This is a genomic window from Aeromonas rivuli, assembly GCF_020149575.1.
GTDB lineage: Bacteria > Pseudomonadota > Gammaproteobacteria > Enterobacterales > Aeromonadaceae > Aeromonas > Aeromonas rivuli.
This window is the reverse complement of record NZ_CP079742.1, coordinates 2,043,979-2,057,030: the sequence shown is the minus strand read 5'-3', so window position 1 is coordinate 2,057,030 and position 13,052 is coordinate 2,043,979. Positions and strand designations below refer to the sequence as shown.

Annotated in this window: 10 protein-coding genes; 4 read left to right on the top strand and 6 right to left on the bottom strand. The window is 60.1% G+C overall.

What is annotated here, in order from left to right; all coding sequences use genetic code 11:
• The first annotated feature begins 1 nt into the window (after position 1).
• Positions 2-1,195, top strand: coding sequence for a class I SAM-dependent methyltransferase (locus tag KYK33_RS09765; RefSeq protein WP_005908514.1), 1,194 nt, complete (start codon positions 2-4; stop codon positions 1,193-1,195).
• A gap of 168 nt (positions 1,196-1,363) precedes the next feature.
• Here the strand turns inward: KYK33_RS09765 and KYK33_RS09760 are convergent, their stop codons facing one another.
• Entirely contained in the window at positions 1,364-2,008 is a 645-nt protein-coding gene (locus KYK33_RS09760; protein ID WP_224432838.1) for a glutathione S-transferase family protein, read from the bottom strand.
• Positions 2,009-2,363: 355 nt separating this feature from the next.
• On the opposite strand from KYK33_RS09760, the gene selD reads away from it, so the two are divergent.
• Genes selD through KYK33_RS09745 form a run of 3 tightly spaced genes read left to right on the top strand, consistent with a single transcriptional unit; the run spans position 2,364 to position 5,166 of the window.
• Positions 2,364-3,401, top strand: a complete 1,038-nt coding sequence (gene selD / locus KYK33_RS09755; RefSeq protein WP_224432837.1) for a selenide, water dikinase SelD — start codon at positions 2,364-2,366, stop codon at positions 3,399-3,401.
• Positions 3,398-4,528 (top strand): tRNA 2-selenouridine(34) synthase MnmH, encoded by a 1,131-nt coding sequence (gene mnmH, locus KYK33_RS09750; RefSeq protein WP_224432836.1) that lies wholly within the window; start codon positions 3,398-3,400, stop codon positions 4,526-4,528. Before selD ends, mnmH begins: the two co-directional genes overlap by 4 nt.
• Complete coding sequence (locus tag KYK33_RS09745) at positions 4,522-5,166, top strand: MBL fold metallo-hydrolase (RefSeq protein WP_224432835.1); 645 nt, start codon at positions 4,522-4,524, stop codon at positions 5,164-5,166. The genes mnmH and KYK33_RS09745 overlap by 7 nt, the downstream gene beginning before the upstream one ends.
• Positions 5,167-5,341: 175 nt before the next feature.
• Here KYK33_RS09745 and rplY read toward each other — a convergent pair whose 3' ends face one another.
• The 5 genes from rplY to KYK33_RS09720 form a co-directional block, all read right to left on the bottom strand.
• On the bottom strand, positions 5,342-5,629 hold the full coding sequence (gene rplY, locus KYK33_RS09740) for a 50S ribosomal protein L25 (protein ID WP_005908201.1): 288 nt from the start codon (positions 5,627-5,629) through the stop codon (positions 5,342-5,344).
• Between the two features lie 108 nt (positions 5,630-5,737).
• Complete coding sequence (locus KYK33_RS09735; protein WP_224432834.1) at positions 5,738-6,520, bottom strand: hypothetical protein; 783 nt, start codon at positions 6,518-6,520, stop codon at positions 5,738-5,740.
• Positions 6,521-6,595: 75 nt separating this feature from the next.
• Positions 6,596-10,483, bottom strand: coding sequence for an ATP-dependent RNA helicase HrpA (gene hrpA, locus KYK33_RS09730; RefSeq protein WP_224432833.1), 3,888 nt, complete (start codon positions 10,481-10,483; stop codon positions 6,596-6,598).
• Positions 10,484-10,634: 151 nt separating this feature from the next.
• On the bottom strand, positions 10,635-11,057 hold the full coding sequence (locus KYK33_RS09725) for a CBS domain-containing protein (protein ID WP_042042380.1): 423 nt from the start codon (positions 11,055-11,057) through the stop codon (positions 10,635-10,637).
• Positions 11,058-11,129: 72 nt separating this feature from the next.
• Positions 11,130-12,200, bottom strand: coding sequence for a helix-turn-helix transcriptional regulator (locus KYK33_RS09720; RefSeq protein ID WP_042042378.1), 1,071 nt, complete (start codon positions 12,198-12,200; stop codon positions 11,130-11,132).
• Positions 12,201-13,052 lie beyond the last annotated feature (852 nt).

Here is a 13,052-nt window from a genome sequence, read left to right as displayed (position 1 = left end):
CATGAGCGCTTCCATCTATCTCGTCAAAGGCCGCGAAAAATCCCTGCTGCGCCGTCACCCCTGGATCTTCTCCAAGGGGATCGACAAGGTGCAGGGCAACCCCATCGATGGCGACACCGTCGAGATCTACTCCAACGATGGCAAGTGGCTCGCCCGGGGCGCCTGGTCCGGCAGCTCCCAGATCCGCGCCAGGGTCTGGACCTTCGATAAAGACGAGGCCGTCGATCTCGACTTCTTCATTCGTCGCCTCTCCTATGCCCAGGAGTCCCGGGATCCGCTGATCAAGCGTCAGGGCCTCACCGGTTATCGCCTGTGCGCCGCCGAATCCGATGGCCTGCCGGGTCTGACCATAGACCGTTACGCCAACTTCCTGGTGTGCCAAATTCTGTCTGCCGGTGCCGAGTTCCAGCGCGAGCTGATCACCCAAGCCCTGCGTACCCTCTACCCCGAGTGCAGCATCTATGAGCGCTCCGACGTGGCGGTGCGCAAGAAAGAGGGGCTCAAAGAGCGCACTGGCGTCATCTATGGCGAGACACCGAACGAGCCGGTGGTGATCGAGGAGAACGGCGGCGTCAAGATCCTGGTGGACATCCGTAACGGTCACAAGACCGGTTTCTATCTGGATCAGCGCGATAACCGTCAGACCGCCGCCAAGTACGCCGAAGGCAAGCGGGTACTCAACTGCTTCTGCTACACCGGCGGCTTTGGTATCTATGCCCTCAAGGGCGGCGCCCGGGAAGTGGTCAACGTCGATCTCTCCCAGAACGCCCTGGATGTTGCCCGTCAGAACGCCGAGCTCAACGGCCTGGATGTCTCCAACACCCAGTTCGTGCGCCATGACGTGTTCAAGCTGCTGCGCGAATACCGCGAGAAGGGCGAGAAGTTCGATGTCATCGTGCTGGATCCGCCCAAGTTTGCCGACAGCAAGGCCCAGCTGCTGGGCGCCTGCCGTGGCTACAAGGACATCAATATGCTGGCGTTCCAGTTGCTCGCACCGGGTGGCGTGCTGCTGACTTACTCCTGCACCGGCTTGATGGAGCAGAGTCTGTTCCAGAAGATAGTGGCCGATGCGGCCCTCGATGCCGGTCGCGATGCCCAGATCCTGGAGCTGCTCACCCAGGCCTCGGATCACCCCATCGGCACCGCCTATCCGGAGGGCTTCTACCTCAAGGGCATGGTGGTACGCGCCCGCTAAGGGCGCCCTCCCCCGACATCTCTCCTGAGGGGATGACCCACCCAAAACATGCCAAAAAGAGGCCCGCGATTGCGGGCCTCTTTCTTGTGCCAGGTGGCGACCAGCCATCGGAGATACCGGCGACACTCGCCATCACAGTACCGATCACCATGGGCCTGGCCCATGTCGCTAGTCGCGCGCGGGCGCCCCGAGCGGAAAATAGTGGCGGTAGGGGCGCGCCTCGTCCACGGTACGCGCGACGGAGGGGTGGCTCAGCAGCCGAGCGCGATAGTCCCGCAGCCGGGTATAGAGAGAGGGGATCTCGTGGGCCCAGTCGGCATAAAAGAGTGAGGGGGCGGCGGCGCAATCGGCCAGGGTGAAGCGCTCACCGGCTATCCAGCGGCGTCCGGCCAGGCGATCGTCGAGCCAGGGGTAGATCCTGCCCAGCAAATCGCGCGCCTGTGCCACCCCATAGGCATCCTTGTCACCATCTGGACGCAAGCCGTCCAGTACCACCTTCTGCATCGGCGTCATCACATAGTTGTCGAACAGGCGATCGAGCATGTGAACCTCTAGCCCCGCCTCCCCCTCCGGGATCAGCTGAACGGGGCTGGGGTGATAGTGCTGGAGGTACTCGATGATGGTACTGCTCTCGAGGATGGTGCGGCCATTGTCCAGCAGCACCGGGAAACGCTTGAGCGGCCAGAGGGCGACAAGCTCGGCGTTGGCCGCCGGATCTTCGAGGTTCCGATAGTCAAACGAGATGGCATTCTCGTAGAGGGCGATCAGCACTTTCTGGCTGTAAGACGAGAAGGGGTGGGCGTAGAGTTTCATCTGATGGGTCCTGGCTATCATGTCGGCGGTCAACCCGTCATAGTCTAGTGCGCTTCCCCCCGAGGTGCCCCTTTCACCATTCGCTGCCCATGGGGTGAATTCCAGTTCGAACCCCTTATCCCCTTTGTGGCATAATGTCCCGTCCTGTGGCCCTTGGCGGGGCTGCTCTGGCGCACCTTGTCGCCCCTTCCTCCCCGTCCGGCCTGGTCGCCATTCATGGCGACCTGACATCGCTGCCCCCGTTGGCACCGAGGCCACCCGTATTTGCGGTGCATTGTTGCGATACCTGCTGTTGCGACAGAGCCCGCGCGTTTATCAAGATGGCGCCACGAGCGCCTCTGCATAAGGGGTAACTATGTCTTCCATTCGTCTGACCCAATACAGCCACGGCGCTGGCTGTGGCTGCAAAATCTCTCCCAAGGTGCTCGACACCATTCTCAAGAGCCAGATCCCGGGCTTCGACGATCCGACCCTGATCGTCGGCAACAGCAGCAAGGATGACGCCGCCGTGGTCGATATCGGCAACGGCCAGGGCATCGTCTCCACCACCGACTTCTTCATGCCCATCGTCGATGACCCTTTTACCTTTGGCCGCATCGCCGCCACCAATGCCATCAGCGACATCTACGCCATGGGCGGCAAACCCATCGTCGCCATCGCCATCCTCGGCTGGCCCATCAACACTCTCGCGCCCGAGATTGCCCAGCAAGTGATCGATGGCGGTCGCCAGGTGTGCCACGAGGCGGGGATCTCCCTGGCCGGCGGCCACAGCATCGATGCCCCCGAGCCCATCTTCGGCCTGGCGGTGACCGGCATAGTGCCGCTTGATGCCATCAAACAGAACGACACCGCCCAGGTGGGCGACATTCTCTATCTGACCAAGCCCCTTGGCATCGGCATCCTCACCACGGCCCAGAAGAAGGGCAAGCTCAAACCCGAGCATGAGCAACTGGCCCCCGAGGCCATGTGCACCCTCAACAAGATTGGTCAGCAGTTTGCGGCCCTGCCCGGCGTGCATGCCATGACCGATGTGACCGGTTTCGGTCTGGCGGGCCACCTGCTGGAGATGTGCGAAGGATCCGGGCTGCGCGCCAGATTGAACTTCAAGGCGCTGCCGCTGCTGGACGAGGTGGATTACTACCTGGATGAGGGCTGCGTGCCGGGCGGCACCCTGCGCAACTTCGACTCTTATGGTGACAAGCTCGATGCCATGAGTGATCGCACCCGCAATATCCTGTGCGATCCCCAGACCAGCGGCGGCCTGCTGGTGGCCGTCGGTAAAGAGAGCGAGGCCGCGCTGCTGAGCATCGCCCGTGCGGCCGGGCTCTCCCTCTCCCCGGTCGGCGAGCTGATGGTCAAGGATGGCGAACGCTTTATCGAGGTCATTCAATGAGTTCGCTGCCACTCGCCACGGACTTGGCCACTATTTTCCTCAAGGATGTGCCACTCATCGACCTGCGCGCCCCCGTCGAGTTCAAGGAGGGGGCCTTCCCCCATGCCGTCAGCCTGCCGCTGATGACCGATGAAGAACGCGCCAAGGTTGGCACCTGTTACAAGCAGCAGGGCCAGGCGGCCGCCATTGCCCTCGGCCACAAACTGGTGGGGGGCGCCGTGCGGGCAGCGCGTCTCGATGGCTGGCTGGCGCAATTGCGCCAGCAGCCCGATGCCCTGCTCTACTGCTTTCGCGGCGGCCTGCGCTCCCAGACGGTGCAGCAGTGGCTCCATGAGGCCGGGGTCACCCGCCCCCGGGTGGCCGGTGGCTACAAGGAGCTGCGCCGCTTTCTGATAGATACCCAGGAGAGCGCCTCGGCCGAATGTGGCTGGACAGTGCTGACCGGCATGACCGGCTCCGGCAAGACCCATATGCTGGAGCAGGTTGTCCAGGCGGTGGATCTGGAGGGTCATGCTCATCACAGGGGCTCCTCCTTTGGCCAGTTGCCGGGAGGCCAACCCAGCAACATCAACTTCGAGAACAAGCTGGCCATCGAGCTGCTCAAGCGCCGTCACCTGGGCGAGCAGGCCTTCGTGGTGGAAGACGAGAGTCGCCTCATCGGCCGCTGCGCCCTGCCACTGAGCCTGTATGAGGCCATGTGCCAAGCCCCGCTGGTGGTGGTGGATGTGCCCCAGGAAGAGCGTGCCGAACAGATCCGGGTCGACTACGTGCAGGATCTCTGGTCACGCTATCTGGAGATGCACGGGCCAGAGGCTGGCTGGCCGCTGTTTGCCGGCTACCTGACCGAAGCCCTGGCGCGCCTCAAGAAGCGGCTCGGCGACAAGGATCACCGGGAGCTGGATGGCTTGATGCAAACCGCCCTGGCGGAGCAGGCCAGCAGCGGCAATACCGCGCTGCACCTGGCCTGGATCCGGCTGTTGCTGACTCGTTACTACGATCCCATGTATCTCTATCAGCTCAACAACAAACGCGAGCGGATCCGCTTTCGCGGTGACAAGCAGGCCTGCCTCGCCTTCTTCGCCGAGCAGCATGCCGCCGAGATCAATCAGGAGCGATCCCCATGTTGAAGTTCGAGGTGATCCCGGTCACCCCTTTCGCCCAGAACTGCTCCCTCATCTGGTGTGACGAGACCCGCCAGGCCGCGCTGATCGACCCCGGTGGCGAGGCTGACAAGTTGCTGGCCGCCATCGCCCGGCACGATCTGGTGCTGGCGAAGATCATCCTGACCCACGGCCACCTCGACCACGTGGGCGCCGCCGACTCCCTGCGCGAGCAGACCGGGGTCAAGATCATCGGCCCCCACCAGGAAGATGCCTTCTGGCTCGACATGCTGCCCCAGCAGAGCCAGATGTTCGGCTTCCCCCACACCCCCGCCTTCAACCCGGACGGCTGGCTGGCGCAGGGTGACAAGGTGACAGTCGGCAACTGCGAGCTGGAGGTCTATTTCTGCCCCGGCCACACCCCGGGTCATGTGGTATTGCTCAGCCAGCGTGAGCGGCTCGCCTGGGTCGGCGATGTGCTGTTCGCCGGTGGCATAGGTCGCACCGATTTTCCCCGTGGCGATCACGCCACCCTCATTCGCTCGATCACCGAGACCCTGTTGCCCCTCGGCGATGACATCGTCTTCGTGCCGGGTCACGGTCCCAGCTCGACCTTTGGCCGCGAGCGGGTCAGCAATCCCTATCTCACCCAGCCCGTCTGGTGATCAAGGGGAAACACCCCGAAGGGCGGTTCCCCCTGCTTGTGGAGGTGATAGGTGGTGACAACCTGCCGAAACACTGAGCGGGCAAGGCACGCTCGCCACCCGCCTTTCAAGTGAAAAGCAGACATAAAAAAACACCTCCACAAGGGAGGTGTTTTTATCACGTGCCAAGCGAGGCTTAGACGCGGATGAAGTCCATGTGCACCAGCTTGGCTTTCACTGGGTGACGCTGGATAGCCTTCACTTTCACGTTGACTTCTTCACCGTTCACTTTCAGGGTCAGCACGGATTCGTAGAACTCCGGCTTGGCTTGGGCGATGATGAATTTTTTGTGGTCAACAGTGATGGACACTGCTTCTTTGCCTGCACCGTAGATGATGGCAGGAACTTGGTCAGCATGACGCAGGCGGCGGCTCGCACCTTTCCCCAGGTCAGAACGGACTTCAGCTTCGAATATGAAAGACATATTGGTTATCTCTATGTAGATGACTTTATGATGCTGACTGCGACCGATCAGCACCTCGCAAAACGAGCGCGGATAGTAGCATGGCTATCACGGCAGTGACAAGACAGGTTACAGGCTGCCATCGAGTCGATTGAACTGCTGATGACGCTCGGCGGGGCTGAGCGCCTCGAAACGGGCCAGCAATTGTGGCGCCGGGCAGCGCAGGGCATCCCCGGTCTTGACCACAGGCTTGGCTCCCAGCTGCTGGCGATTGGTTTCATAGAGCGCCAGCAGATAGCTGTAGGTGTCCCCGCCCTCCCCCTTGGCCAGGGTGCTGGCGATGCGCCACAAGGTCTCGCCGGGTGCCACCCTGTGACAGATGCCACCGCTCTCCTCCCCTCTTGCCAGGGTTGACTCGACCCGTTCCGGTTGGCCCTGAGGCTGTACCTGCCCCTGATGGGGCATCCGGTCACTGAGCAGGGGGGATGCCAGCAGGAGGCCATATTGATTGGGAAGTGTGAACTCGGGCAGCACGGGCACATGGCTGGTGGCCTGTTCGAGCCGCTGCTCCTGATTGAGCGTGGCCGGTTTCGCCGGTTCAACGCTGGCGATGCCATAAGCCATCTCGTCGATACGCTCCAACCGGGCCAGATAGGCACGGGAAAGCTGGGCCTGCCCCTCGAACAAGTCGAATGGAGGGACCAATCTTGCCGGGAACAGCACTTGCCAATGCCCCTTGTATTGGCGACTGGCCAGGGGGGGATACTGGTTGCCGTGCCAGGCGGCAAAGATGGGCGGTGGCGCCTGGCGCAGCGGATAATATTCAGGGTTCAGGCTGACCCAGGTCTGCTCGGCAATGGGTTGATACCCACTGATGTTCACCAATGCCATCCCTAACCAGAGTCCAAGCATGCCTGCTCCTTTTTATCTCGACTAATCAATGGCTAGCAAGGCGACTTTCCCTGTCAACCCCGCCGTGCCATCAGGTTAGCACTGAGCGATGGCACTCTGCACCCGTTTATCCGAGACCGGATAGGGGGTGCCCAGTTGCTGGGCAAAGAACGACACCCGCAGCTCCTCGATCATCCAGCGGATGTTGGCCACCTCGGGGGGGATCGGCTGGGACTTGGGCATCTTGGCAAGCAGCGCCTTGTAATCGTTCTCGACACTCTGCACCTTGAGCATGTAAGCCCTGTCCCGGTTGGGATCGATGGCCAGCTTCTCCATGCGCCGCTCGATGGCGCGCAGGTAGCGCAACAGATCCGGCAATCGCTGCCAGCCGGTCTCGGTGACGAAGCCCTTGTGGATGAGCTTGTCGAGCTGCAACTGGATGTCGGACATGGCAAAGGCGGTATCGAGCTGCATCTTGCCCTTGAGGCGCTTCTTGATATCAAAGGAGAGGGTCAGCACGGCTTCCACCTGGCTGGCCACCTCGACCACGGCATCGTTCAGCTCGGCGCGCACGAACTCCTTGAGCGCCTCGAAGCCCGCCTCGTCCCAGGCCAGGCCGCCGTGGCGCTCGATGAGCTTGTCGCAGCCACAGGCGATGCAGTCGTCAATGAGCTCCGCCACCTTGCCGAACGGGTTGAAATAGAGCCCCAGCTTGGCCTTGTTGGGCAGCTTCTCCTGCAGGTACTTGATGGGGGATGGCACGTTGAGCAGGATCAGCCGACGCTGGCCGCTCCACATCAGTTGCTGCTGGGCAACCGGGCTCTCCACCAGCTGGATGGCGACCGAATCTTTCTGATCCACCAGCGCCGGATAGGCTTTCATCTCAAAGCCACTGCGTTTCTGGCTGTACTCCTTGGGCAGCTCCCCGAAGCTCCACAGGGTAAGGCCGGACTGCTCGATGTCATCATCCGCGACCTGGGAGAGCGTCTCCTGCACCCGGCCACGCAAGGACTCTTTGAGCGCCTCCAGATCCTTGGCCTCAGCCACCTTCTTGTGTTTGTCGTCCACCACCCGGAAGGTGAGTTTCAGGTGATCGGGCACCGCCGCCCAGTCCCAGGCCTCCCGGGGCACAGTGATGCCGGTCATGCGCCGCAGTTGGCGCTCCATCTCGTCCAGCAGCGGCCCCTGCTCGGGATTGATGCTGGCGAGCAGCGCATCGGCATAGTTGGGGGCCGGCACGAAGTTCTTGCGCATCGGCTTGGGCATCGACTTGATGAGGGCCACCAACAGCTCATGACGCAGACCCGGGATCAGCCACTCGAAGCCTTTGACTTCGACCTGGTTGAGCAGCGGCAACGGGATATGCAGGGTGACGCCATCGGCCGCCTCCCCCGGCTCGAACTGGTAGGTCAGCTTGAGCTTGAGGCGCCCCTGCTGCCAGAAGTTGGGGTAATCGAAGTCGCTGATGTGGGCCGCATCCCCCTTCATCAGCATCTCTTTCTCGAAGTTGAGCAGATCGGGGTTCTGCTTTTGCGCCTCCTTCCACCACTTGTCGAAGTGACGGCTGGAGATGACATCCTCCGGCAGCCGCGCATCATAGAAGCGGAACAGGTCTTCGTCATCCACCAGGATGTCGCGGCGCCGCGACTTGTGCTCCAGCGCCTCCACCTCGGCCAGCAGCTTGCGGTTGTCGCTAAAGAAGCGGTGGCGGGTCTCGAAGTCCCCCTCCACCAGGGCGCGGCGAATGAACAGCTCGCGGCACAGGGCCGGGTCTATGGTGCTGAAGTTGATGAGACGCTCATTGACCAGGGTCAGGCCGTAGAGGGTCACCTTCTCCTTGGCCATGACGGCGCCACTTTTCTTCGACCAGTGGGGATCGCTGTGGTGCAGCTTGATGAGGTGCGCCGCCAGGGGTTCCACCCACTCGGGTTCAATTTTGGCGTTGACCCGGGCATAGAGGCGCGAGGTCTCCACCAGTTCGGCGGCCATCACCCACTTGGGCGGCTTCTTGAACAGTCCCGAAGCCGGGAAAATATGGAAGCGACCATTGCGAGCGCCGAGAAACTCCGGCTTTTCCAGATCCTTGTTGCCGATATGGCTGAGCAGGCCGGTCAGCAGGGCGCAGTGTACCGTCTTGAAATCCGCGGGCTCCGAATTGCTCTTGAAGCCCAGCTCTTTCACCGTCTGGCGCAGCTGGAAGTGGATATCCTGCCATTCGCGCACCCGCAGGAATGAGAGGAACTCCTTCTGGCACATGCGACGGAACGGGTTGCTGCCCAGGGCATCCTGCTGCTCTTTCAGGTAGTTCCACAGATTGACGAAGGCGAGGAAGTCGGACTCCTTGTCCTCGAAGCGCCTGTGCTGCTCGTCGGCGGCCTGTTTCTTCTCCATGGGGCGCTCGCGAGGATCCTGGATGCTAAGGCCGGCGGTGATCACCATCACCTCGCTCAGGCAGCCGGTTTGCGCCCCGGTGATCACCATCTTGGCGAGCCGTGGATCGAGGGGAATGCGCGACAGCTGGCGACCGGTCTCGGTCAGTTGCAGCTTGCCGTCCTGCTCCCTGTTTGCCGGCAGCGCCTTGACCGCCCCCAGCTCGTTGAGCAGGGAGAGGCCATCCTTGATGTGGCGCGACTCCGGCGGCTCGACGAAGGGGAAGGCCTCCATGTTGCCCAGCCCCAGCGCCAGCATCTGCAAGATGACGGAGGCGAGGTTGGTGCGCAGGATCTCGGGATCGGTAAAGGCGGGCCTGTTGTTGAAGTCTTCCTCCGAGTAGAGGCGGATGCAGATACCGTCGGCGACCCGGCCACAGCGGCCCATGCGCTGGTTGGCGCTGGCCTGGGAGACGGGTTCGATGGGCAGGCGCTGCACCTTGGTGCGCCAGGAGTAGCGGCTGATGCGGGCGGTGCCGGGATCTATCACGTAACGGATGCCTGGCACCGTGAGGGAGGTCTCCGCCACGTTGGTGGCGAGCACGATGCGCCGCCCGGCGTGCTGCTGAAACACCCTGTTCTGCTCGCTGTTGGAGAGGCGCGCATAGAGCGGCAATATCTCGGTGTCACGCAGCCCCAGCTTGTTCAAGGCATCGGCGGTGTCGCGGATCTCCCGCTCGCCATTCATGAAGATGAGGATGTCCCCCAAGCCCTCTTTGGCCAGCTCCTGCACCGCATCGAAGATGCCCTGCAACTCATCGCGATCGTCACCCCCTTCCGGGCGCGGCTGATAGCGCACCTCCACCGGATAGGTACGGCCCGATACTTCGATCACCGGCGCCTGGTTGAAGTGGCGGGAGAAGCGCTGGGGGTCGATGGTGGCCGAGGTGATGATCACCTTGAGATCGGGGCGCCTGGGCAGCAGCTGCTTGAGATAGCCCAGGATGAAGTCGATGTTGAGGCTGCGCTCATGGGCCTCATCGATGATGATGGTGTCGTACTGGGTCAACATGCGGTCGTGCTGGATCTCCGCCAGCAGGATGCCGTCGGTCATCAGCTTGATGTGGGTCTGCTCGCTCACCTGATCGGTGAAGCGCACCTTGTAGCCGACATATTGGCCGAGCTCGGACTTCATCTCCTCGGCGATGCGGGCCGCCACGGTGCGGGCCGCCAAGCGGCGCGGCTGGGTGTGGCCGATGTAACCTTTCACCCCGCGCCCCAGTGCCAGACAGATCTTGGGGATCTGGGTGGTCTTGCCCGAGCCGGTTTCCCCGGCGATGATCACCACCTGATGTTCTTGAATCGCCTTGGCGATCTCCGCCTGCTTCTGGCTGACCGGCAGGTTGTCTGGATAAGTAACGGCAGGCACCCCGGCCAGGCGGGACTGGTAACGCTGCTCGGCGGCGTCCAGATCGGCGGCAATGGTTTCCAGCACAGACTCTTGCTTGTCTTGTGGCAGCTTCTTGACCCCATGAAGTCGACTGGATAGACGGCGGGCATCCAGATTCATGCAGGCAGAAAGACGGCGGCGCAGCGCCTCGATAGAGAGAGACAAGGTACAGATTCCTTATAGAAAGCCCGCTGGGGGCCATATCGATAGCTGGGGGAGATCCTAAAGAGCGGGCGGGAGCGGTGCAAGCATTAACGCGGTCAGGTTGCGGGTCAGGATAAAAGCAGGGGAAGACCCCTGCCTCGGTGAAGAGCTGTCAGTGGTGAGCCCGGGGAAGGAAGCAGGTATCGAGCTGATTGTGAATGGCCTTCATCACATCATGGCGACTGATGACCCCCACCAGGCGGCCGCCCTCCAGCACCGGATACATCTTGGGTTTCTGACCCAGCATCATCTCGGCCAGCTCCAGCATGCTGGTGTCAGGGTTGACCGTCAGCACATCCTTGCGCATCACATCCTTGACCTGAGCCACCTGCTCGCAGTGATAGGCCTCCTTGAGCATGACGGAGATGCAATCTTGCTCAGAGACCCAGCCTATCAAGTGACCTGCCTCATCGATGACAGGGCCGCCCAGTTGATTGCTGTTGATAAACTTGGCGACGGCAGATTGCACCATCATCTCAGCCTTGAAGGTGATGGGCCTCACCTGCATATAGTCCTTGGCCATTAATGCTTTCATGTTGAACCCCCTAAGAAATCTGGCTCGGCCGCCTTATATTGGCGGCCTCATGTCTAGCATAGCTCGCCGATGTCAGGAGATGGATTGCAGCAGCAACAACAGCTCGCTCTGGCTGTGACAATCAGTCTTCTTGAAGACCCCTTTGAGGGTGGATCGCACCGTTTCCACTTTCACGCCCCGTAATTGGGCGATGTCATTGCTGCTGTATCCCTTGCTCATCAGCATCAGCAGCTCTTTCTCCCCTATGGTCAGTGGATAGAGACTGGCCAGGGCCTCGATATCGGGATTAAACGCATGCTCAGGGTCGCGCAGCACCAACTCCACATAACGCTCGAACCGGGTCAGGCCACTCATCAGGGTGCACTGGATCAACAAGGGCCTGAGATTGGATTGGCGGGGTACGGAAAGATAAGCGCTTGCCCCGGGCAGCAGATAGGCAAAGCCGGCAAGCATCTCTTTGAATTGACGCTGCAGCTCCTTGCTATGCAGGGAGAACAAGCCCGTCAGGGTGCGCAATTCCACATTTTCATCCGTGATGCGGTTAAATGCCATATTGGAATAATGGATATAACCCTTGCCATCAATGATGGCGCTCGGCTTATTGTGGTTACGCACCAGCTGTTGCAGCTGGTAATTCTGGGTTTCCAGAGCAAGCAGATTCCAATAGTGCTGACTCCAGGCCGCAAGACCGGCATAGGTATCGGCAACCAGATGCCTCTCTTGCAGGTTGAAATCGCTCTGGGCCCCACTGCGATAACCGCACAGAGAGCTCAAGCCATGATCCTTGACCCGGCACACGCCCCCTAAGGCAAACTGGGCGCCAAAGCTGGCGAGCAGGCCGGCGTTGTCGGAGATCTCGTTGGCGCTGACCACCCCCTGGCATCCTTTATCCAGGTAGTGATTGAACCAGAGATCCTGACGATGATGCTGCAGATAGAAATGCTGCTGAGCATCGTTCAAGCCGCTGGCAAACAGCTTGATCCCGTCGCTCTTGTCATCATCGCGCAATAAAAACAGGGTTGAACTGCCACCGAGATCATGACGAAACTTGTCCACGACCAGCTTAATGTCAGAATCATTAATACCGCATTCATATAATTGATTTATATAAGGCGATACCCTCTCGCTTACTAATGTTTTCACACCCGAACTCCTAATTCTTATTTTTATTGAGCAGGCATCTTACTCCGCATTGACTACAGCGAAAAGTAGCCAAATGAATAATTACAAGAGCAGCTGCCTCATTATATTTACAATTAAGTGTTCATCAGTCATCGCTTATTAAGCAAAGGCCCATACGATGTCGTCCCCCTGCCCTGTTGATCGCTTTCCTCCGCTCCCGCCTTGTTCGCTCACCCTCTTGATAGGCTCCTTTCATGCTCCCCACGCCCGGCTATCTGTCTGATCGCACCGCCCTGCTCTGTCGGGGCAAAGCCTGAGCAGTGTCATGGGGTTAGATAAGATCATAAAATCGACACCTACAAAAAATCTGCTTACAGAGGGGCATGGCACCGTCTGACGGCCAAAAACAGCGCTCGGCGACAGCTTTTGACTGGGCTGGATCGCCATTTACGCTCTCTAAAAGTGGTAAAACCTAAAAAGCCTCATTCAAAACCCATTCATAAACCTGTTATCAATGCACAATAAGCTATTGAAAATAATGAGTTTAAAATGGTTTTCCGTCGAAACATTCCATTAACCACATCGACTTGGGTGCATTTCAAACACCAGCATGCAAAAACGGTCGCTTGGTTGCTCAAGCCATAAAAATGCCCCATTTATCACAAAGAGCCATTGTTTTAATCTCCCTTTGTGTTATCTTGGATCCATCAACAGCCAGCCAGGGAGAAAAGATATGACCGAATTCTTAGTTACAGCAGTTTTCACTGTGTTTTTCACTCTGGTCGCAGTTTCCCTGCCTTCACTGTCCCAGTTTTGAGCCATGCGAGGCGCCTTGTGCCTCACTGACTGACCAGAAAACGACTGTTTAATCGA